Genomic DNA, 21,362 nt, shown 5'->3' on the forward strand with positions numbered 1-21,362 from the left:
ACTCCTCAGGAAAAGCTTTCGGCATGACAGACATCCTTCCAGCAAGGACCCAAGTCCTCACAGATCAGGAGTCAACCGAACCGGGGGCAGTCCCGAGGAGGCTCGAGCGCGGGTCGCTGGGAAAGTCTGTTCGAACCATGGTGCTGTGGGCAGGAGCCGAGGAGCCGAGGCATGAGTCGTGTTCTATATCTAGTGGTGTGTGGCGCTGGTCCTGCGGAGCGGGTCGCGGAGATGATCGACCTGGCTCGGCAGGAGGGTTGGGATACCTACTGCATCGTGACCGCGGCCGCGGCTGAGTACTTTGTCGATCTCGATGAGCTTCGGAAGGTTTCCGGGCATCAGGTGCGAACTACCTATCGTGTTGAGGGCGACGAGGCGGTGCCGCCTGCTGATGCAGTGATCGTGGCGCCGGCGACCTACAACACGATCAACAAGTGGGCGGCAGGTATCGCCGACAACTACGCGCTGAGTCAGCTGGCCGAGTTGACGGGGGCCGGCGTACGCATCGTGGCTGTTCCCTTTGTTAACCAGGCTCTGGCGGCGAATGCGGTGTTTGTTCGGAGTGTCGAGAGCCTGCGCGCCGCCGGGGTTCGCGTCTTGTTCGGGCCGGGGGAGTTCGAGCCGCATCCACCTCGGACTGGTGGCTCTGCAGTGGCGTCCTTCCCGTGGAGCATGGCGTTGCGGGCTGCTGCCTAGAGACAACGACATCGGCGGATGGTTCACAGAGCGCCGTTGGTGAGCATGGCTTGGTGGAGGTCGCGGAGTTCGGGGCCGGGGTTGATGCCTACTTCGGTGGCGAGGATGCGGTCTACTTCGCGGTAGGTAGCTAGGGCGTTGGCGCGGCGGCCGGAGCGGAAGAGGGCTGTGGCCAGTTGGGTCCAGAGCTTTTCGCGAGGGGTGGCGGGCGACGAGGATGAGGAGGTCGGGGACCAGTTCGGCGTGGCGGCCTAGTTCCAGGTCGGCGTCGATGCGGCGTTCCTCGACGAGCAGGTGCCGTTCGACCAGCGGGGTGACGTCTTCGTTGTGGAGGACGGGGGAGTCGATGTCGGCGAACGGCTCGTCGCGCCACAGGTTCGTTGCTGAGCGCAACAGTTTGGCGCGTTGGCAGAGTTCGGTGGAGGTGTCGGCTTCGCGGACGCTTCCCAACCTTCTACCGGCTCCGCTCCGGCGTCATCGCCGCCCACGGGGACAAAGCCCTCACCTGAGTGCCGATGGTTAGGACATGGAGTAGTCCGCTCCCGGTGCCTCCTGGGCTTCCGGCTGAGCGTGAGTCCGCCCGGGCGGATCCGACACTACGTGTCGTTGCCGACGCTCGGCGGAAAGGGGCTAGCCTTGCGGGACGCGTTGGTCGTGGCCTCGGAGGAGACACCATGGGGGAAATCCAAGACGGTCCCTTGCCGCGGTATACGGCCGAAGAGATCCGCGCTGCGTGCGCGGCTCCGCTGCCGGTGGGCGTGACGATGGTCTTGATGAAGAAGACCATCACGGGGCTGTACGTCCACGAGGGTGGAGTCTCGGTCCTCGAGCGACCGGACCGTCCGTGGCGTCAATTGCCCGCGGTGACGACGGTGTCCCGTGGGATGTTCATCCGCAGCCGCGTCAGGCTTCGGTTCGCCGACGGGAGCAAGGTGACGGTGCGGCCGTACAAGCCGAAGTTGCGGTGTCTCCTCGAGACGGGGAAGAGCGACAGCTTGAACTTCTCCGCGCCGGGCAGCGGCGATTCTCGCAGCAACGACTCGCCCCTGGACAGCCTCGCCGCGGTCTTCGTGATTCTGGTGGCGGTCGTGATGTTCCCGATCTCACTGGTCCTGCTGGCTCGCGAGCTGCTCGGCATCTCCGCTCGCGCGAAGCAAGCGGACCTTCTGCTACCGCAGTTGCAGGCCGTCGCCCAAGCCAGGTGAACCGGCTTTGTCAGCCGAGGGCGGAGCGGGCGGCTTGTAGTTCGTCCAGGGCCGCCAACGCATACGGGGCGAAGGGGGCGTCGGGGCGGTCGGATTCCAGCCAGGTGGCGTAGCCGCGCTTGAAGGCCAGGACGCCTAGCTCGGCGGCCAAGGCGGCAACGGGGTCGGCGATGCCTCGGGCGGCCAGAGCGGCGACCATGGCGGCGGTGAGGCCGACGGTCTTGAGGGCGTCGCGTTCTTGGAGTTCGGTGCTGGCGGCGATGGCTGCTTTGAGGCGTGGGGCGAGTTCGCGGTTGAGGGGGCCCAGCATGGTGGCGACGCGTTCGAGGCCGGCGGCGACCGCTTCCAACGGTGTTGCGTCAGCGGGGGCTTCGGTGATGCCTTCGGTGAGGAGCTGGCTCATCGCTTCCTGGCCGGCGGCGAGGAGTTCGCGCTTGTCGGGGAAGTGGCGGAAGAAGGTGCTTTTGGTGACGCCGGCGCGGTCGGCGATCTGCGCGACCGTGGTGGCGTCGTAGCCCTGTTCGGTGAACAGGTCGACGGCGGCAACGACGAGGCGTTCGCGCGCTCCCGGTTCCCAGCGACTCATGGCACCATCATAGGTGATGGGACTTTTGTCCCGTCGCGCGCTACAGTGATGGGACAAAGGTCCCGTCACTTGGCAGGAGAATTCCATGCACGTGTTCGTCACCGGTGCTACCGGGCTGGTTGGGTCGGCTGTCACTGCCGAACTACTCGGCAACGGTCACACCGTCCTTGCGCTTGTTCGCTCCGACGCTTCCGAGCAGGCCGCCGTACAGGCAGGCGCCACGACCGTCCGAGGGTCGCTTGCCGACCTGGACGTGCTGCGTGCGGCCGTCGGGCAGGCCGATGGAGTCGTTCATCTTGCCTTTAGCAACGACTTCAGTAGTGCCGAGGCCGTGCTGGCGTCGGTGGCCGAGGAGACTGCCGCGCTTGAGGCGATGGGCGCGGAGTTGGTCGGCAGCGGTCGTCCGTTCGTCACTGTCTCCGGTACGCCGACGGCGCCCGGCCGACCGTCCACCGAAGCTGATCCGCTGTCGACGGAGAGTCTGGTCGGCGGCCGCAGTACGGCGGTCGCGGCGGTGGTCGAGTTGGCGAAGCAAGGCGTCCGGAGTTCGGCTGTGAGGCTGCCGCGCACGGTGCACAACCAAGGCGACGGGGGATTCGCCGGCCTGCTCACGCAGTTGGCGCGCAGAGCCGGCGTCGTGACCTATCCCGGCGACGGCACGCAGCGCTGGCCCGCCGTGCATGCGCTCGATGCGGCCGTGCTGTTCCGGCTCGCGTTGGAGAATGCCGAAGCCGGCACCTACTGGCACGCCGTGGCCGACGAAGGCGATCGGGTCGGCGACATCGCCGCAGTCATCGCCCGCCGCCTCAACCTTCCGGTGAAGCCGGTTTCCATCGAGGAGTTCGGTCCGCTCGGCCAGATTTTCGCCGCCGACCAGCCGTCATCCAGCACGCACACCCGCGAAACTCTCGGCTGGGAGCCGAAGCACCCCGGTCTCCTCGCAGACCTCGAAAACATCCAGCCTTAAGCAGGGGCGACGTACTTCCACTCGCCGTCTTCGCGGGTGAAGTGGCTGTTCTCTTGCTGGGAGCCGCCGCGGTAGCTGGCGCGGAAGGACACCGTGCCTGAATTGTGGAAGGCGGTGCCGTCAGTCGTCGCGAGGATCTCCAGGCCGGTCCAGCGGATGGTGGGGGAGAGCTCCAGCAGCGGCGGGCGGGTGGTGGAGTGCCAGGTGCGGAGCAGGTACGCCGTGTCGCCGACGACGAAGGCTGAGTAGCGCGAGCGCATGAGTTGCTCGGCGGTTGCGGCCGTGCGGCGGCCGTCGTGCAAAGCGCCGCAGCAGTCGGCGTAGGTGGCGGGGAGGCCGCACGGGCAGCGCGCAGAGAGCATCCAAAGATTGTCGCATTGGGCCCGGGCGGTTGGTGGTCCGCCCGGACCCGGACGCGCTAGGGGGTCTCGATGACGATGCCGGCCTCCATCTCCAGTACTCGGGCGTAGTCCTCGTCGAGGGTCTGCGGGTCACTGTGGATCAGGATCACCCAGGCCAGGCAGGTGAACAGGTCGACCGTCGCCGGTACGACGGCGTCCGGTTCGTGCAGGATCTTCATCCAGTGGAAAGACTTCAGCGACTCGATGCCGTCGAAGACCTCGCGGTTGCGGAAGTAGCCTTCGGACGGCGCGATGATGAAGACGCCGCGCAGGTGCTGGACGAGGTCGAACCCGTCTCGCACCTCGCCGCGCACGCGATGCGCGACGGTCCGCTTGATGTGGTTGTCGCCGGTGGCCAGTTCGCTGACCATCTGGTGACCGCCGCCGGCCGGGCGGGCGGCGACCTCGATCAGGCGTGGGCCGTCGGCCGTCATCATCACCTCGACGTGACCGCAGCCGATTCGGATGCCGACCGCGTCGAGGACATCGCGGGTGTAGGGCCAGAGCGCCTGGACCTCCGGGTCGTCTTCGGCGAGGAAGTCGATCCGGCGGTAGATGCCGATCTTGTCGCCGCGGCCGACCTTCGTGTAGCGGCAGACGTCGACCAGCGCGTGCACGCCGTCCACGCTGTAGGTGTCGACCAGGTACTCCGTTCCTTCGGCGTACTCCTGGATCAGTACGGCGTCGTTGATCAGCCCCATCTTGTTGGCCCGGCCGAGCACGCGGTGGAAGCGCTCGCGCCAGTCGCCGCCCTCGAAGACGACGTACACCTCGTCGCCCGCGGCACTCTTCGGCGGCTTGATGACGAGTCGCCGACCGAGCAGGTCGTTGGCCCGCAACCACTCCTCGGCCTCGGCCGGATCCGCGGTCAAGACCTGCCGCAACCGCGGTACGCCGGCCGCTGTCAACGCCTGCGCCATGTCCCACTTGTCCCGTCGCGCCGACGCCAGCGCCGGCACGTTGCCCGTCCCCGGCAACAGGATTTCGATGAGCTGGTCACACAGCTCGACGCCGCTCTCGGCACCAGGCACCAAATACTCAGGCTCGTACTGCCGCAGCTCCTCGGCCAGTGCCAGTACGTCGCCAGTGAAGTAGTGCACGTGGTCGAAGTCCTGAGGATTCCAGCTGGTCGTGTACGCCGGCGGCGGCTCCAACCCACTCAGTACGGCGACCGGCCGCCGACCGGCCTCCCGGAACGCGGCCGGATACTCCTGCCCGGTCGACAACGGGTCCACGATGATCGTGTAATCGCTCATGCTTGTCCTCCTTCTGCGACTGGGGTCAGGTCGACTGCTTCCTCAGCACGAGCGGGTGCCATCCCGACGTACGCGAGCACGAGCCCGACCGCACCGAGAACGCCGCACCACAGCCACACCTGCGCCCCGACGCTGTTCCACACCCAGACCCCGAAGAACGGACCGAGCGCCGACCCGAGACCGAACATCGCGTGCGCACCACCGACGTACCGGCCGAGCAACGGCTTCGGTGCGGCCATGCCGGGATAGGCGAACATGGTCGGCCCGCCGATGATCTCGGCGAGCGTCCAGAGCAGCGTGCCGATCACGAAGATCGCCAGGCCGCCGGGCAGGGCGTAGAACGCGAGCCCGCCGCCGAGCAGGACGAAGCCGGTCATCGCGACCGTCCGGGCCGGCTTGTTCTGCACGACCTTCGTCACCAGCAACTCGCAGGTGATCACGATGAAGCCGTTCAGCGCGACCATCGCGCTGTACCACCAGGTCGAGAACCCTTCGGCCTTCATGTGCAGCGGCAGTACGGCGAGGTACTGCATGTAGATCGCGGCGTTGATGAACATGCAGACCAGGAACAGCATGTACTTGTGATCCCGCAGTACGGCGAGATAGCTGCCCTTCGGTTCCGAAGCCGAAGCCGAATCCGCAGCCGGTGCAGCCTTGGAACGCCCCGGCAGCGCGATGATCGCCACCGCCGCATAGGCGAGCGCAGCCAGCGCCTCACCGATGAACAGCAGGTTCCACGACACCGCGACCAGCGCGGCACCGATCAGCGGCGCCGCCGTCGTACCGAGGTTCATCGCCAGCCGGTAGATCGCGAACGTCATCACCTGCCGGTTCTGCGGCGTGAGCTCGGTCAGCAGCGCGGCCGAGGCCGGGCGGTAGAACTGCCCGACCGCGCCGGCCAGCGCGATCACGACGACGACCGCCGCGTAGCTCGGCACGTACGCGATCGCCAGCACGAAGCCGGCCATCCCGAACATGCTGATCATCACCGAGGCCCGCGGCCCGACCCGGTCGGTGAGTGAACCGCCGATGATCAGGCCGATCACCGAACCGGCGCCGTACACGCCGAGCGCCGTCCCGGCCTGGACCGGCGTGAACCCCTTCGAGGTGGTCAGGAACAGCACCAGGAAGACCTGCAGGAACCAGCCGAGTTTGTTCACGAAGACGCCGACCAGCAACGCCTTCACCGGCGCCGGCGCCTCCCGGATGGTCTGCCAGATCCCGGTGCTTTCAGCAGTCGTGCTCATTGGGATGGCTCCTTCGGGTGCCCGCTCCAGCGCAGCGCGCGCTCGGCCGCGTCCAGACCGGTCCGGCTCTCCGCGACTGAGCCGGCGACCGCGGTCGCGTAGGCGATCCGGCCCCACAACGTGCCGTCGGGCGGGGGACTGGTCGTCTGCCCGGGCTCCATCAGTACGACGAGTTGGTCGATCTCCGGCGCGTCGATCTCGTCGAAGGCGACGGAGTCGAGCACGGTGTCGTTCTCGTCGACGTAGAAGAACCGCACGCCGCCGACCAACGACCGATCCGGTACCAGTGACGGTTGCCGTCCGCAAGCGACCGCGGCCGCGGCCAGCCCGGGATCGACCCCGGTCGCCCGGAGTCCGAGGTACGGGATCAGGTCGCCGCCGATCCGGGCGTTGATCTCGATGACCTTCGGGCCGTCGGCCGTCATCATGATCTCGGTGTGCGTGACGCCGTCGGTGAACGCGATCGCCTTGTGCGCGTCGACCAGCACCTGTTGCAGCTGGTCGTCGGCGAGCAGTGGGTCCGTGGCGTCGACGAAGTGGCCGATCTCTTCGGCGTACGGCGGGTAGCCAATCTCCTTGCGGGCAAGGCAGAACGGCGTCACCTGACCGTGGAAGACCGCGGCGTCGATACTGATCTCGTAGCCGTCGGCGAACTCCTCGACGAGCACCTTCACGTCGTAGTGCGGCGCTTCGGGCACGGTTGTGTCGTGGGCGAAACCCCAATTGTCGCGGAGCTCGGCGGGGTCGTTCACCTTGACCACGCCGAGGCTCGCGGCGAGTGCCCGCGGCTTGAGGATGATCGGGTAGCCGAGCTCGTCGGCCGTGGCCAACGCCTCCTGCACCGTGTCCAGCAGCACCGACTTCGGCTGCGGTACGCCGTGCTCGGCGAGCGCCGTCCTGGTCAGGTGCTTGTCGCGGCATCGGTTGATCATGGCCACGTCGCCACCCGGCAGACCGAGTGCCTCGGCCACGTGCGCGGTCTGCAGGATCCGTGCTTCGTCCCAGCAGAGCACGCCGTCGATCGGGTCGTCCTGGTGCAGCTTCGTCGCCGCCGCGACCAGCGCGTCGGCGTCGAGCGTGCTCTCCAGCACCGTCCAGCCGTCGAGGTACTCCTTCTCCCACGTCGGCTCGGAGTGCAGGAACATGTGCAGCCGGTACTGCGGCGCGATCGAGCGCAGGATGTACTCGCGGAACAACCGCATGCCGGTGGCAACCACCAGCAGGTGGGGCCTCATGATGCCTCCCTGAGAGGGCCGGGAATCTGCCGGATCCGGCTCACCCCGGAGGTGCCGTCGGCTCGTTCGAAGTGGTCGGAGATCACGATGTTGCCTTGGGCATCGAACTCCGGAATGCTGTGACAGGCGCCGCTGATCAGCTCACCCGTCTCGGTCAGCAGGCAGTACGACGCGTCGAACGAACCGTCCGCCCGCAACCGCCCGACCAGCCGGCCGCTGCGTAACGTGCCGCCGGCATAGAACTCCGCCCAGACGACGTCGTTCTCCCGGTGATACTGCCCGTACGGCGCGCCACCCGCGGGATCGTCGACCTCCAGCTGGAACCACATCCCATCGACGTCGGGGGTCACCAGTTCACCGCGCAGACGTCGTCGGAGATCGGGTAGATCTCCCGCTCGAACATCGAGTTCAGCACGATCGCGGCCCGGACCGGAAGCTGCGTCAGTCCCGCGTTCGTCAGGCCGTGGCTGTAGCGGCTGGCGTTGAACGTGAAGATCTTGTGGCCGTTCATGCCCTTCCAGCGCACCGAGTAGTCCGACTCGACGAGCGCGTGCCCGTCGTCGTCGGTCTCGATCCGCTCGCGCAGGTCGTCGTCGAGCGGTGCCTTCACGTGCTCGCGACCGGCCGCGACGATCACCTGCCGTACGACGAGCTCCTCCGGCAGCGTCGCGGTCGAGCAGCACAGCCGGATGTTGCCGTCGGACAGCAGATCCGACGTACGGACATCGCGGCCGGGCAGCAGCGTGACGGGGAACTGACCCAGCGAGAGGAACCCGTCGTAGTTGGCCTGGTAGAGCGCCCGCAGCCCGCCCGGCGTGATGGCGTCACCGCTGTATCGCGAGTCGTCGATCATCTGCCGGCGCGTGCTGCGGTTCAGGCCCTGCAGGTACTGGATGTGCGACGGGCGGTAGAGCTCGTTGGCCATCGGCGAGTCGTCGATGCTGCGGAACCACTGGTTCCGGCCGATCCACTTGATGTCGGTGAACCCGGCGCCGAGCAACCGCAGTACCGACTCCAGGCCGGTCTGGCCGCCACCGACAACTGCGGTCGGCGCGGTCCGGTCCAGCGTGGCGAGGCGCTGGCCGAGGTCGTCGGCGATGAACGCGCGCTCGGCAGGCAGACCACCCAGGTACGCCGGCCGCACAGCGCGCGTACCGAGTCCGAGGACCAAGTGCTCGGACAGGGCCACCGGCGCACCGTCGACGCTGATCTCGAAGCCGTCGTCGGTGATCGAGATCGAGTCCACCTGGGAGCCGAAGTTCACGACGCCCAGCCGCTCGGTGGCCCAGGTCAGGTAGCGCTCGTACTCGATCCGGGGGAGCGAGTCGAACTGGGAGTTGATCAGCGCGTAGAGCCGCCCGGAGGTGACCAGGTAGTTCAGGAAGGTCAGCTCGTGGCGTGGATCGACCAGCGACACCAGGTCCTTCATCCAGCCGGTCTGCATCCGGACCCCGGGGTAGAGCAGTGGGGTGTGCCAGCCAGTGCCCGGCCGGGAGTCGAACAGCGCAAGCCGCTCACTGGTGACGTTCTTGTACAGCGCCGCCAACGAGAGGTTGGAGGGTCCGGCCCCGATACCCACGGTGTGGTAGCGGGGCGTGGTTCGCTGCTGCTGGGTGATACCTCGTTCGGTGATCGTCATGCGCTGGTTCTCCGTCCGCGAAGTGGAGTTGAGGGTGTCGAGCAGTTCGCTCGCGGCGGTCCGGCTTGCGGCCAGCGCGGTCTTCACGCTGCCCCCGGAACCACCGGTGAAGGTGTAGAGCCGATGGGTTCCACCAGGGACCGGCCAAAGGGTCAGAACCGGTGGATCGGCATAACAGTCGGCGGTGCTGACCAGGTGGTCGGGCGCCGACAACTCGAGGTGTGGCAGCCGCTGGGCCGCGATCCGGACCGCCTGGGCGGCCAGGTCCGGGATCGGGGCGGTGCTGCCGGGTGGGACGGACCAGCGCTGGGTGTCGACCCCGAGGAGGAGCCGGCCGTCAGCTGTCGGCCGTCCGTACAGGTCACTGGTCTCGTCGACGAACATGGTCGGCAGGTCGCCGGCCACGCGATACAGGGCGATCTGGATCGCCTTCGTCTTGGTGTGGTCAGTCAGTTGGTGTTCAGCCAGGAAGCTGGGCGTCCACGAGCCTGTGGCGACCACTACCGCGTCGTACTGCTCGGTCCGGCCGGGGAGCCTGCAGGCGACCGATCCGTCCGGCTGGGGGAGCAGTCGCAGCACGGGTCCGGTCAGCACGCGACATGTCCGGCCGGCAGCCAGACGCCGTACGACGGTGTGCCGGAGCCGATCGGGGTCGATGAACCCGGCCCTGCGCTCGCAGACTCCCACGGTGCCTTCGGGCAGGCCCTGCCAGCCGCGGCGACTCAGTTCGGTGCGGTCGAGGACAGCCGTCGATCCCGGATGCGCGTGCTCCACCTCGGCGACAGCAGCCGCCAGGCCGTCGTACTCGGGGAGCAGGTAGGTGCACCCGGTCTCCGTGTACGCCGCTTGGTCGTGGAGCGTGCCGAGCAGCTCGGTCAAGCTGTCGATGGCCAGCCGCCGTTGCAGCGGATGCGTCTCGAAGCCGCGGACGCCACCACCCGAGGCCGCGGTCGCGTCCGTCCCGGGCAGGCCGGTGATCAGGTCCACGCTCGCCCGGCCGCTGAGCCGCCAAGCGAGCAGTGATCCGGCGATCCCCGCGCCGATCACGCCGATGCGCACCGGGGTTCACCCGAGCCCGGTGAGCGCGGCGCGGAGCGATCCGGTCTCGTGGACGCCGCCGGCCAGCAAGGTGAGCAGGCAGCGAGCGGCCAGTGGTGGGTCGAAATCGCTCGGCCGGAGTGCCGCCTCGCCCCTGGCCAGCTCGATCGCGGCCAGCGCCGGGTCCAGCGGCTCGGAGACCGGCCGGACGCCGGCCAGCAGCGGTTCGGCGTACCCGGCGAAAGTGTCGAAAGAATGCTCGGTGAAATCGCTCGGGAAACGGTCGGGCCGGTCCCAGGCCAGAAACAAACGAACGATTGACGGGTCCCGGCGGCTGAGTAATTCCGTCGCTGTCATTCCGTGTTTGCGGCTGGTCGAGAATTTCGCGCCGTCGGAGGTGTAGAACTCATTCACGACTAGTCCGGAAAGGGGTGACCGGGTCACTCCGGCCGCGGCCCACACGGCCGGCCAGTAGACGGCGTACCAGAATGCGTTGTCGAGACCGAGGAAATGCCAGAGTTCGCCGATCCGGCCGATCGCGGCCAGGTAGCCGTCGACAGTGCTCGCGCTCGGGTCGACGGCGCGGGCGATGCCGTAGAGATCGGTCAGTGCTACCTCGGTGTACGGGCAGATCCGCAGGCCCGTCAGCGGTCCGTCGCCCTCGATGCCCCAGTTCGTCGGGAAGGCGAGCGGGATCTCCGGCAGGCCGTTCCGCAGGACGCGCTCGACGAGCTCGCGGACGGCCGGGGGCAGCTGCGCCCGGAGCCACGTCTCGACCAGCGCGGCGCGATGGTCCTCCATGCGCAGGACAGGGACCGTGGCCTGGAACGGTCGCGGCTCACCGCCACAGCGCCCGCAGACCGGATCGATCATCGTCTCGACCCGGGTGAAGGTGCCGCACACCTCGCAGGCGCCGCCGGCCGCGGGCTCCTTGCACTCGCCGCAGAGACCAGTGAGATAGGACTCGTGCAAGGTCCGGTCGCAGTCGTTGCAGGCGTACAAGGTGATTTCGCGCATCGGCGCTGCGCCGGAGCTGACCAAGTGGTCCATCAACTGCCGGATCACCGGCGGATGGCCGTCGCCGAGCGGGTCGGTGAACCGGTCGTAGCCGATCCGGGCCCGGTCGTAGGTTTCGAGGATGTCGTCGCGGAAGGCGGCGGTCATCGCGTGCGGGTTCAGGCCCTCGTTCTCGGCTCTGGTGAGGACGTAGTTCTGATGAACGTCGAGGCCGCTGGTGACCAGGACCTGTTCGCCTCGGGCGCGGGCCGCACGGGCCGCGATGTCGGAGGCCAGGTACGGGCCGGACAGGTGGCCGACGTGCAGCGGCCCGTTGACGGTCGGCTGCGGGAACGTGAAGACCTTGATCTCACTCATCGATGGGCATCCAATAGGCGCTGAACACGGTCAGCTCGACCGAGTCCGACCGGTTCTGTACGACGTGCTGCTCGGTGCTGAGGAGCAGAAACGCGTTGCCCTGCTGGATTTCGTACGTCGTGCCGCCGGTCAGCACATGCGCCGTACCGGCCACGACGAGCGAGAGCTCGAGCTCAGGATGCTGGTCGAGCGGGCTCTCCGAACCGGGTGGAACGGAGTACCACATCGCCTGGAACGGCACCTCGCGCGTCAGGCCGTACTGTTCCCAGCGGACCACTCGCAAATCTTTGACAAACTGGTCTTCACCAGTATTCAGGTCGAAAGTACGCATGCTTCGCCACCCTCCATGATCACGCCGCGAGCGTGACCGAAGAAGTTGAAAAGGAAACACGGAACAAGGCACTGAAACGTGCCGAAAACGTTGCGACCTGCGCCACCAACGCGGTCGTCGTGGAACCCGGTGACCCCCCAGTCTCCGTGGCCGAAAATATAGGTAAAGTCGCGCTGCGAGTAAAGGGGAATACGCTACGAATTTCCGGTCGAAGCGTAACTCCGCCGGAATTCCTTCGTTGTCGCCGTTATTTAGCGGCGGACCGTGTCTGCCTGATCACGGAGCGGATCTAGACGGCGCCGGGCAATGCCACCGGGGCGCCGCCCCAGGTCACCTGGGCGCCGGCGGTGGCGAGCAGCTCGTCGACGGCGAGCAGGCGAACGGCCGGCTTCTCGGCCGCCTCGATCAGATCGCCGTAGACAGCGGCCAGCCGGCGCTCGATGCCGAGGATCAGCGCGCCCGCGCTGACCGCGTTGGTGACCGGCTGCGGCAGGTCGTACGCCGGTTCCGCGGCGACCGGGGTCTCGCCGGCGGCCGCGATCAGGTCGCTGAGCTTGTCGCGGGTGTCGCGGTGCCGTTCGAAGGTGTCGGTCGCGGCCTTGAATTTGGCGCCACTGAGCTTCCCGCCGGCCACGCCGACGCCGTACAGGGCTGCGTGCTCGCCGGCCAGCGCGGCCTGCAGTGCTTCCAGCTCGGTCATGAGGAGGCCGCCTTTCGGGCCGGGGCAAGCGTGGAACCGAGCTGGACCTCGGAGGCGGCGATCATTGCGAGCAGCCGGGCCGGCGGGCCAGAGATCTTGGCGGCAGCCGCAGCGTGGGCGACCGAAGCGGCCTTCTCCTGGGTGGCGAGGGCTGTCAGGGCGGCGGCTGAGTTGGCCGGCACGGCGGAAGGCTTGGCGGCCTTCGGCGCGGTCACTCCGGCCGTCTCCTGGAGCTTGGCGAGGTGACCTGCGTGGAACTTCGCCGCAGCCGCCAGCTTGGGCTTCAGGGCCGGGAACTTGGCGCCGACAGCGGCGTACTGGGTGGTCAGTGAACTCACCAGCCCGGCCGCGGTGCTCAACGCCGCCACGACCGCCGGGTCGACAGTCGGTGCGTCCTGCGACTTGGTCTTGCCGGACCCGGGGTCGACGGCTCCCGGCCCACCGGCCTGGTCGTCCTTGCATCCGGCCAGCAGCAGCGCCCCCGAAGTGAGGAGCGCGACGCGGCGCGAGAGTCGGAGGGGTTCGTTCGGCACCCCGGAACCTTACCCGGTGACAGGTCGTTGATCGCGCTGAGACGAGCCGGTGACCTGAGCACTGCTCGCGGCCGGATAAGGTGGGCTACTGCCCTCGGCCGGTCTGCCGAGTGGCGGGACGGGCGAACAACTGCAGAGAGGCAGGTCTACCTGTGAGCCGAAGGACTGACCACACGGACACCACGAGCCTCGAGAACTTCCTCCAGAAGATCGTCGCGCAGTTCGGCTGCGACCTGGAGGCCGTCGACCTCGCCCCGGCCGGCAAGCGCCGGTTGCTGCGGGTGCTGGTCGACCGCGACGGCGGGATCAACCTCGACGACATCGCCGATGTCACCCGCGCCATCTCCAAGGCGCTGGACGAAGACGACATCATGGGCGAGGGCGCCTACACGCTGGAGGTCTCCAGCCCCGGCGTCGACCGGCCGCTCACGCTGCCGCGGCACTGGCGCCGCAACATCAGCCGGCTGGTCGCGGTCACGCTGACCAGCGGCAAGAAGCTGACCGGCCGCATCAAGACCGCCTCCGACGAGGCGGCCGAACTGGATGTCGACGGCAAGCTCGAGGCGGTGGCCTACGCCGACGTCGAGAAGGCCAAGATCCAGATCGAGTTCAACCGGGTTGCCGGCGACGACGAAGAAACACCTGCCGACGGCACGGTGGAGGAGAACTGACATGGACATCGACATGGCCGTCCTGCGGTCACTCGAACGGGAGAAGGACATCTCCCTGGAGATCGTGGCCGAGGCGATCGAGGCGGCGCTGCTGGTGGCCTACCACCGCACCGAGGGCGCGCACCAGCACGCGCGCGCCGAGCTGGACCGCAAGACCGGGCACGTCAGTGTGCTGGCCCGGGAGTTCGACGAGGACGGCACCCTGATCCGCGAGTACGACGACACGCCGGCCGACTTCGGCCGGATCGCGGCGACCACGGCCAAGCAGATCATCCTGCAGCGGCTGCGCGACGCCGAGGACGACGTCCGGTACGGCGAGTTCTCCGGCAAGGAGGGCGACATCGTCTCCGGTGTCGTCCAGCAGGGCCGCGACCCGCGCTCGGTGATGGTCGACCTCGGCAAGATCGAGGCCGTGCTGCCGGCGCCGGAGCAGGTCCCGGGGGAGAAGTACGAGCACGGTTCGCGGCTGCGGGTCTACGTGGTCGGGGTCCGCAAGGGCTTCAAGGGCCCGCAGATCACGGTCAGCCGGACGCACCCGAACCTGGTCAAGAAGCTGTTCGCGCTGGAGGTCCCGGAGGTCGCCGACGGCACCGTCGAGATCACCGCGATCGCCCGCGAGGCGGGGCACCGGACCAAGATCGCGGTCCGGACGCTGAACCCGTCGGTGAACGGCAAGGGCGCCTGCATCGGCCCGATGGGCCAGCGCGTGCGCAACATCATGCACGAGCTGCACGGTGAGAAGATCGACATCATCGACCACAGCGACGATCCGGCGACCTTCGTCGGGAATGCGCTGTCGCCGGCGCAGGTTACTTCTGTCGAGGTAGTCGATGCCGCGGCCCGCGCCGCGCGCGTCGTCGTACCGGACTACCAGTTGTCCCTCGCGATCGGTAAAGAGGGCCAGAACGCGCGGCTCGCGGCCCGGCTGACGGGCTGGCGGATCGACATCCGGCCGGATACCGATGTGACTGGTGAGGACAAGAAGGTAGACTGATCTCTCGGTCGGTCGACTGAGTCGTCACCACACCCCGAGGAACTGTGACAGAAACTGCAGACGCGCGCCCTGACAAGGTCCGGGAGCGCACCTGTATCGGGTGCCGGAAACGATCCAGCCCGGCCGACCTGCTGCGGATGACGGTGTCCGGAGGACTTGTCCTCCCGGATCCCGGGCGTCGGGCACCTGGCCGTGGGGCGCATCTGCACCCCACGATCGAGTGTTTCGAGCTCGCCGTCCGGCGCAAGGCGTTCCCGCGGGCCTTCAAGGTTCCGGGACCGCTGGAGACCACCGGCCTGCGCGAGCAGATCGGTAAAGAGCAATAATCAAGTTGTACACAGGGCGGTCCGACCGGACCGCCGTGACCGACATGAAGGCGGGTCATCGACTCATGACCACTCGATGAGTGTCTACCGATGAGTGCAATGCGATGAGCATGTACGTCAACTAACGGTCCGCGGCCCCAGGCTCGGACCAGAGGGAGAGTAGTGGCAAAGGTCCGAGTCTACGAGCTCGCGAAAGAGCTCGGAGTTACCAGCAAGGTCGTTCTGACCAGGCTGAACGACATGGGTGAGTTCGTTCGATCGGCATCCTCGACCATCGAGGCGCCGGTTGTCCGGCGGTTGGCGGAAGAGTTCGAGAAGAACCCGCCGAAGAAGCGCGCGGCCAAGAAGGCCGCCGCGAGTACGTCTGCCGCGCCGCAGGCGACCGCTCCGGTCGCCGCCGAGCCGGCACAACAGTCCGAGCCGGCTGCCCCTGCGGCTCCGGCCGAGCGTCCGGCGCCGGTCGCCGAGAGCGCTCCGGCTCCGGTGGCGCAGGCCCCCGCGGCCGAGGCCGCACCGGTGGCTCCGGCCGCCAAGGCAGCGACCCCAGGCATCAAGCCGGGCCCGCGCCCGGGCCCGAAGCCTGGTCCGCGTGCCGAGACCCCGGCCGCACCGGTCGAGGCTCCGGCCGCTGCTCCGGCAGCGCCGGTCGAGGCTCCCGCCGCGAAGGTCGAGGCCCCCGCGGCCACACCGTCCTTCGAGGCTCCGGCGGCCAAGGCGGCTCCGGCCCCCGAGGCCACCCAGCAGTCCGCTCCGGCGGCTCCGTCCGCACCGCGGCCGGGTGCCGACCGTCCGGGCCCGCGTCCGGGTGGTCAGAGCTCCGGTCAGGGCGCTGCGCCCCGTCCGGGTTCGGCTCCGCGTCCGGGTGGCCCAGGTGCCGGCGCTGCGCCGCGTCCGGGTGCGCCCCGTCCGGGCGGCAACCAGCGTCCGGGTGGCCAGGGTGGTGCCCCGCGTCCGGGTGCACCGCGTCCGGGCAACAACCCGTTCAGCTCCACGCAAGGCATGCAGCGCGGTGGCGCACGTCCCGGCCCTGGTGGCCAGGGTGGCGGCCAGGCCGGTCCGGGTGCACCCAGCCCGGCTGGGATGGCTCCGCGTCCGCCGGCCGCTCGCGACGGCGGTCGTGACGACCGTCGTGGTGGTGGCGACCGTCCGCCGCGTCCGGGCGGCGTACCGGGTGCTCCGCGCCCGAACCCGGCGATGATGCCGAAGTCCTCGGCCGGTACGTTCACCGGTCGTCCGTCCGGCCCCGGTGGGGGCGGCGGCGGTGGTGGCGCCGGTGGTCGTGGTCGTCCGGGTGGCGGCGGTCCGGGTGGACCCGGTGCCGGTCAGCGTCCGGGTGGCGGTGGTGGCGGCGGTTTCCGTCCCGGCGGCGGCCCGAGCGGCCCTCCCGGTGGTGGCGGTGGCCGTCCCGGCCCGGGCAACCGGGGTCGTGGCGGAACGCAGGGTGCCTTCGGGCGTCCGGGCGGTCCGGCGCGTCGTGGCCGCAAGTCGAAGCGTGCGAAGCGTCAAGAGTTCGACAACATGCAGGCCCCCGCGGTCGGCGGCGTGCGCGTTCGGCACGGTGACGGCGAGGTCGTGAAGCTGGCCCGTGGCGCGTCCCTGACGGACTTCGCCGAGAAGGTCGGCGTCGACCCGGCGTCGCTGGTCCAGGTGCTGTTCCACCTCGGTGAGATGGTCACCGCGACCCAGTCGGTCAACGAAGAGGTCCTGCAGCTGCTGGGCACCGAGTTGAACTACGACATCCAGGTCGTGTCCCCCGAGGACGAGGACCGCGAGCTGCTGCAGTCGTTCGACATCGACTTCGGCTCCGACGAGGGCGGCGAGGCCGAGCTGGTCAAGCGGCCGCCGGTCGTCACCGTCATGGGTCACGTCGACCACGGTAAGACGAAGCTGCTGGACGCGGTCCGGTCGGCGAACGTCGTCGCCAAGGAAGCCGGTGGCATCACCCAGCACATCGGTGCCTACCAGGTGACCACCACGGTCGACGGCGAAGAGCGCGCCATCACCTTCGTCGACACCCCGGGTCACGAGGCGTTCACCGCCATGCGTGCTCGTGGTGCGCAGGCCACCGACATCGTCATCCTGGTGGTCGCGGCCGACGACGGCGTGATGCCGCAGACGATCGAGGCCCTGAACCACGCTCGCGCGGCGGGTGTCCCGATCGTGGTCGCGGTCAACAAGATCGACGTCCCGAGCGCGGACCCGGCCAAGGTGCGCGGTCAGCTGACCGAGTACGGCCTGGTGCCCGAGGAGTACGGCGGCGACACGATGTTCGTCGACGTCTCGGCGAAGTCCCGGATCAACATCGACGGGCTGCTCGAGGGTGTCATCCTGACCGCGGACGCGGCGCTGGACCTGCGGGCCAACCCGAACATGCCGGCCCAGGGCATCGCGATCGAGGCCAACCTCGACAAGGGCCGTGGTCCGGTGGCGACCGTGCTGGTGCAGCGCGGAACGCTCCGGGTCGGCGACTCGATGGTCGCGGGACCGGCGTACGGCCGGGTCCGGGCCATGCTCGACGAGCACGGCGACCCGGTGCAGGAGGCGACCCCGTCGCGTCCGGTGCTGGTGCTCGGTCTGACCGCCGTACCGGGTGCGGGCGACAAGTTCCTGGTGGTGGACGACGACCGGATGGCCCGGCAGATCGCTGAGAAGCGGGAAGCCCGGGCTCGTGCGGCGGCGAACGCCAAGCGTCGTGCCCGCCGGACCCTCGAGGACTTCATGGCCTCGATGGAGAAGGGCGAGACGCAGGAACTGCTGCTCATCCTGAAGGGCGACGTGTCGGGTTCGGTCGAGGCGCTGGAAGACGCCCTGGTCCGGATCGAGATCGACGACGAGGTCAACCTGCGCGTCATCGACCGCGGCGTCGGTGCGATCAACGAGAACGATGTCAACCTGGCCATGGCCTCGAACGCCGTCATCATCGGCTTCAACGTCCGGCCGGCGGGCAAGGCCGGCGACGTGGCCGAGCGCGAGGGTGTCGACATCCGGTACTACTCGGTGATCTACTCCGCGATCGACGACATCGAGGCGGCCCTGAAGGGCATGCTGAAGCCGATCTACGAGGAGGCCGTCCTCGGCCAGGCGGAGATCCGCGAGATCTTCCGCTCCTCCAAGGTGGGCAACATCGCGGGTTGCTGGGTCACCAGCGGCCTGATCCGGCGCAACGCCAAGGTTCGGGTGATCCGCGACGGTGCGGTGATCGTCGAGAACGGCGAGCTGTCGTCGCTGAAGAGGTTCAAGGACGACGCGTCCGAGGTCCGCGAGGGCTTCGAGTGCGGTCTGACCGTCAACAACTTCAACGACATCAAGATCGGCGACATCGTCGAGTCCTTCGAGCTCCGCGAGAAGCCGCGCAGCTGATCCAGGTGACGGCCCGCTGAGGGCCGTCGAGGAGTAGCGTCCGGAGAGACGGTCAACGTCTCTCCGGACGTTCTTCATGAATGAGGGAGTGAGCCCTGATGGGCGAAGCAAGGGCCAAGCAGTTGGCCGACCGGATCCAGGTGCTCGTCGCCGAGTTGCTGGAGCGCCGGGTCAAGGATCCGCGGCTGGGCTTCATCACCGTGACGGACGCGAAGCTGACCGCCGATCTGGGCGAGGCGAGCGTCTTCTACACGGTGTACGGGGACGAGCAGGACCGTGCCTCCACGGCCGCGGCGCTGGAGTCGGCCCGCGGGCTGATCCGGAGCGAGGTCGGCAAGGCCCTCGGGCTGCGCCGCGCACCGAGCCTCGCGTTCTACCTGGACGCGATCCCGGAGACGGCCGGTCAGATCGAGGAGCTCCTCGAGAAGGCCCGGCAGGCCGACGCCGAGGTGGCCAAGGCCGCCGCCGGCGCCAAGCCGGCCGGTGACGCCGACCCGTACAAGAAGCCCCACGACGCCGAGGACGAGCAGGACTAGTGCCCGGCTTCACGCCGTCCTCGGACGGCATCGTCGTGATCGACAAACCCGCGGGGATGACCTCGCACACGGTCGTCGCGAAGGTCCGGCGGCTGGCAGGCACCCGCAAGGTGGGCCATGCCGGCACGCTGGACCCGATGGCGACGGGCGTCCTGGTCGCGGGTCTCAACCGCGCGACCAGGCTGCTCGGTCATCTGCAGCTGGCCGACAAGTCGTACGACGCCACGATCCGCCTCGGCGCGGTGACCACCACCGACGACGCCGAGGGCACGGTGGTCTCGACCGCGCCGGTGGACGGCGTCACCGAGGAAGCGATCAGGACCGCGGCTTCGGCGTACACGGGTGAGATCTCGCAGATCCCGTCGGCCGTCTCCGCGATCAAGGTCGACGGCAAGCGCGCGTACGAGCGGGTCCGCGCCGGCGAAGAGGTCACGCTCAAGGCCCGCACGGTCACGGTGTCGCGCTACGACATCGTCGATATCCGCGTCGGCGAGACCTGGATCGATCTCGACATCTCCGTCGACTGCTCCAGTGGCACCTACATCCGTGCCCTGGCTCGCGATCTCGGCGCCGATCTCGGCGTCGGCGGTCATCTGACCGCACTTCGCCGTACCAGGGTCGGGGCCTTCGACCTGAAGGTCGCGCACACTCTCGAGGAGCTCGCCGAGGACTTCGTCTGGCTGCCGATCGCAGACGTTGCCGCCGGCACCTTCCCCCGGTACGACGCCGACCCCGAACAAGCCGCCGCCATCCGTACCGGCCGGCCCATCCCCGGCCTGAACCTCCCGGCCGGACAGACGGCCATGTTCGACCCGACCGGCACCTTCCTCGCGTTGTACGAACCGCATGGCCCGCTGGCCAAGCCAACGGCGGTCTTCGTCGGCTAGCGCGCCGGGGGTCGAAGGCACCACAGCCACCGACGGGAGCCCCACCCGCCGATCACCCCGGGCTCCCTCCGCACCTCACGCCGCTCGCGTTCTCACCACTTTGAGCACCGCTCAGCCACTTCCACACACCTCCGGTGGTTGATGCGCGCCCAAGGTGGATCCGTCGCGCGACCTTGAGCACGGTTCGGTCGTTGCGAGGTGCGATTCGTGGTTGGTGGGTGCTCAAGGTGCGGTGATGGTGACGTTGGGCGCGGTTCGACCATTCCCCCGCGCATTGCGTGGTTGAGGGGTGCTCAAGGTGTCGTCTGCGCGACCTTGAGCACCGTTCGGTCGTTGCGAGGTGCGATTTGTGGTTGAGGGGTGCTCAAGGTGGGGGGTGGCGGGTGATGGTTGCGGTGGTGGTGTTGAGGGTTAGGGGTGTGTTTTCGGGGATGTTGAGGGCGTTCGGTACGCCGAGGATGGCGGGGATGCGGTGTTCGCGGGCGACGATGGCGGCGTGGGAGAGGCGGCCGCCGGTTTCGGTGACGATGCCGGCGATGACGCGGAAGAGCGGCGTCCAGGCCGGGTCGGTGTAGCGGCAGATCAGGATGTCGCCGGGGCGGACGCGGGGGAAGTCCGCAGGGGAGTGGACGGGGCGAGCGGGGCCGGTGGCGGTGCCGGGGCTGCCGGCGATGCCTTGCAGGGGGATGGTGATCGGGCGCGCCTGGAGGAGCCAGAGATGGTCTCCCTCGAAGGCGAACTCGATGTCTTGCGGCGCGCCCAGGTGCTGTTCGACTGCCTGGCCTAGTTGCCAGAGTCGGCGCAGTTGGCTGTCGGTGAGGCAGTAGCGGGCTTGGTCGGTGGGGGAGACCGCGGTCGTGGCCGTGCGGTCGACTCGGGTGGTTTTATCGCCCAGTCGCTTGGTGATCCGGCCGTCGACGATGGTGAACGAGTCGGGCGTGACGCGACCGCCCACCACGCTCTCGCCGAGACCCCAGGACGCTTCCACGACGGTTGGTGAGCCGGTGAACAGCACGCCGGAGACGTCCGCGTCGATGTGCTGCTGCACGATCACCGCCATCTCTGCCCCAGTATGCCGGTACGCCGCCGCCCGTGCTGACCACAGCGAAGCCCTGGTCGCGGCGACCCGGTCCGGCAGTTCGGCCCGACGCACGCCCAGGAACGAGTCGTACACACCGGCGGCCGACTCGGTCGCCGTGTCCTCGGTCGACGCGGACGAGCGAACGGCGTACAGGCGGTCCTCGACCTGCGGAAGCTCGGCGCCGGGCGGAAGGACGAAACCGGGCGGAACCGGGAAGCCGGCGCGCAGCAGCCGGCCGAGCGTGGCTGCCTTCGGGCCCGCGTCCGGACCAGCCGCGGAGAGATCGATCACGAAGCTCC

Annotated in this window: 21 protein-coding genes and 1 pseudogene; 9 read left to right on the forward strand and 13 right to left on the reverse strand. The window is 68.6% G+C overall.

Annotated features, from left to right (window positions below; genetic code table 11):
• Positions 1 to 171: 171 nt before the first annotated feature.
• Positions 172 to 696: a flavoprotein gene (locus tag ABZS29_RS29315; protein WP_355466634.1), complete on the forward strand. Its 525-nt coding sequence runs from the start codon at positions 172 to 174 to the stop codon at positions 694 to 696.
• A 23-nt stretch (positions 697 to 719) separates the two neighbouring features.
• Here ABZS29_RS29315 and ABZS29_RS29320 read toward each other — a convergent pair.
• Positions 720 to 1,146, reverse strand: a pseudogene (locus ABZS29_RS29320) (AfsR/SARP family transcriptional regulator).
• 224 nt (positions 1,147 to 1,370) lie between these two features.
• Between ABZS29_RS29320 and ABZS29_RS29325 the strand changes: the two are divergent.
• Entirely contained in the window at positions 1,371 to 1,901 is a 531-nt protein-coding gene (locus tag ABZS29_RS29325; RefSeq protein ID WP_355466636.1) for a hypothetical protein, read from the forward strand.
• Positions 1,902 to 1,911: 10 nt separating this feature from the next.
• Here ABZS29_RS29325 and ABZS29_RS29330 read toward each other — a convergent pair whose 3' ends face one another.
• A complete protein-coding gene (locus ABZS29_RS29330; RefSeq protein WP_355466638.1) occupies positions 1,912 to 2,487 on the reverse strand; it encodes a helix-turn-helix domain-containing protein in 576 nt (191 codons plus the stop codon).
• 85 nt (positions 2,488 to 2,572) lie between these two features.
• On the opposite strand from ABZS29_RS29330, the gene ABZS29_RS29335 reads away from it, so the two are divergent.
• Positions 2,573 to 3,454 carry an SDR family oxidoreductase gene (locus ABZS29_RS29335; RefSeq protein WP_355466640.1) on the forward strand — a complete coding sequence of 294 codons (882 nt, stop codon included), beginning with the start codon at positions 2,573 to 2,575 and terminating at the stop codon, positions 3,452 to 3,454.
• On the opposite strand, the gene ABZS29_RS29340 is transcribed toward ABZS29_RS29335, so the two are convergent.
• The 10 genes from ABZS29_RS29340 to ABZS29_RS29385 form a co-directional block, all read right to left on the reverse strand.
• Positions 3,451 to 3,816 carry a YchJ family metal-binding protein gene (locus ABZS29_RS29340; protein WP_355466642.1) on the reverse strand — a complete coding sequence of 122 codons (366 nt, stop codon included), beginning with the start codon at positions 3,814 to 3,816 and terminating at the stop codon, positions 3,451 to 3,453. The two genes, ABZS29_RS29335 and ABZS29_RS29340, sit on opposite strands and share 4 nt — an antisense overlap.
• A 56-nt stretch (positions 3,817 to 3,872) precedes the next feature.
• Positions 3,873 to 5,111 carry an ATP-grasp domain-containing protein gene (locus ABZS29_RS29345; protein ID WP_355466644.1) on the reverse strand — a complete coding sequence of 413 codons (1,239 nt, stop codon included), beginning with the start codon at positions 5,109 to 5,111 and terminating at the stop codon, positions 3,873 to 3,875.
• Entirely contained in the window at positions 5,108 to 6,358 is a 1,251-nt protein-coding gene (locus tag ABZS29_RS29350) for an MFS transporter (protein WP_355466646.1), read from the reverse strand. The genes ABZS29_RS29345 and ABZS29_RS29350 overlap by 4 nt, the downstream gene beginning before the upstream one ends.
• A complete protein-coding gene (locus ABZS29_RS29355) occupies positions 6,355 to 7,593 on the reverse strand; it encodes an ATP-grasp domain-containing protein (RefSeq protein WP_355466648.1) in 1,239 nt (412 codons plus the stop codon). The genes ABZS29_RS29350 and ABZS29_RS29355 overlap by 4 nt, the downstream gene beginning before the upstream one ends.
• Positions 7,590 to 7,943: a hypothetical protein gene (locus ABZS29_RS29360; protein WP_355466650.1), complete on the reverse strand. Its 354-nt coding sequence runs from the start codon at positions 7,941 to 7,943 to the stop codon at positions 7,590 to 7,592. The genes ABZS29_RS29355 and ABZS29_RS29360 overlap by 4 nt, the downstream gene beginning before the upstream one ends.
• Entirely contained in the window at positions 7,940 to 10,291 is a 2,352-nt protein-coding gene (locus ABZS29_RS29365; RefSeq protein WP_355466652.1) for an FAD-dependent oxidoreductase, read from the reverse strand. The genes ABZS29_RS29360 and ABZS29_RS29365 overlap by 4 nt, the downstream gene beginning before the upstream one ends.
• Positions 10,292 to 10,297: 6 nt before the next feature.
• The gene (locus ABZS29_RS29370; protein WP_355466654.1) at positions 10,298 to 11,644 is read right to left on the reverse strand and encodes a class I tRNA ligase family protein; all 1,347 of its coding nucleotides are present in this window, start codon (positions 11,642 to 11,644) and stop codon (positions 10,298 to 10,300) included.
• Complete coding sequence (locus tag ABZS29_RS29375) at positions 11,637 to 11,975, reverse strand: cupin domain-containing protein (RefSeq protein ID WP_355466656.1); 339 nt, start codon at positions 11,973 to 11,975, stop codon at positions 11,637 to 11,639. Before ABZS29_RS29375 ends, ABZS29_RS29370 begins: the two co-directional genes overlap by 8 nt.
• A 289-nt stretch (positions 11,976 to 12,264) precedes the next feature.
• On the reverse strand, positions 12,265 to 12,675 hold the full coding sequence (locus tag ABZS29_RS29380) for a ferritin-like domain-containing protein (RefSeq protein WP_355466658.1): 411 nt from the start codon (positions 12,673 to 12,675) through the stop codon (positions 12,265 to 12,267).
• On the reverse strand, positions 12,672 to 13,208 hold the full coding sequence (locus ABZS29_RS29385; protein WP_355466660.1) for a cell division protein FtsK: 537 nt from the start codon (positions 13,206 to 13,208) through the stop codon (positions 12,672 to 12,674). Before ABZS29_RS29385 ends, ABZS29_RS29380 begins: the two co-directional genes overlap by 4 nt.
• 152 nt (positions 13,209 to 13,360) lie before the next feature.
• On the opposite strand from ABZS29_RS29385, the gene rimP reads away from it, so the two are divergent.
• The 6 genes from rimP (at position 13,361) to truB (ending at position 19,982) form a co-directional block, all read left to right on the forward strand.
• Positions 13,361 to 13,879: a ribosome maturation factor RimP gene (rimP, locus tag ABZS29_RS29390; protein ID WP_355466662.1), complete on the forward strand. Its 519-nt coding sequence runs from the start codon at positions 13,361 to 13,363 to the stop codon at positions 13,877 to 13,879.
• A 1-nt stretch (position 13,880) separates the two neighbouring features.
• Positions 13,881 to 14,873, forward strand: a complete 993-nt coding sequence (gene nusA / locus ABZS29_RS29395; protein WP_355466664.1) for a transcription termination factor NusA — start codon at positions 13,881 to 13,883, stop codon at positions 14,871 to 14,873.
• Between the two features lie 44 nt (positions 14,874 to 14,917).
• Positions 14,918 to 15,199, forward strand: a complete 282-nt coding sequence (locus tag ABZS29_RS29400) for a YlxR family protein (protein ID WP_355466666.1) — start codon at positions 14,918 to 14,920, stop codon at positions 15,197 to 15,199.
• 162 nt (positions 15,200 to 15,361) lie between these two features.
• Complete coding sequence (gene infB, locus ABZS29_RS29405; protein WP_355466668.1) at positions 15,362 to 18,559, forward strand: translation initiation factor IF-2; 3,198 nt, start codon at positions 15,362 to 15,364, stop codon at positions 18,557 to 18,559.
• Positions 18,560 to 18,657: 98 nt separating this feature from the next.
• Positions 18,658 to 19,095: a 30S ribosome-binding factor RbfA gene (rbfA, locus tag ABZS29_RS29410; protein ID WP_355466670.1), complete on the forward strand. Its 438-nt coding sequence runs from the start codon at positions 18,658 to 18,660 to the stop codon at positions 19,093 to 19,095.
• Positions 19,095 to 19,982 (forward strand): tRNA pseudouridine(55) synthase TruB, encoded by an 888-nt coding sequence (gene truB / locus ABZS29_RS29415; protein ID WP_355466672.1) that lies wholly within the window; start codon positions 19,095 to 19,097, stop codon positions 19,980 to 19,982. Before rbfA ends, truB begins: the two co-directional genes overlap by 1 nt.
• Positions 19,983 to 20,346: 364 nt before the next feature.
• On the opposite strand, the gene ABZS29_RS29420 is transcribed toward truB, so the two are convergent.
• The gene (locus tag ABZS29_RS29420) at positions 20,347 to 21,354 is read right to left on the reverse strand and encodes a PEP/pyruvate-binding domain-containing protein (protein WP_355466674.1); all 1,008 of its coding nucleotides are present in this window, start codon (positions 21,352 to 21,354) and stop codon (positions 20,347 to 20,349) included.
• Positions 21,355 to 21,362: the final 8 nt, after the last annotated feature.

It is taken from the genome of Kribbella sp. NPDC005582 (assembly GCF_040605415.1).
Classification (GTDB): Bacteria; Actinomycetota; Actinomycetes; order Propionibacteriales; family Kribbellaceae; genus Kribbella.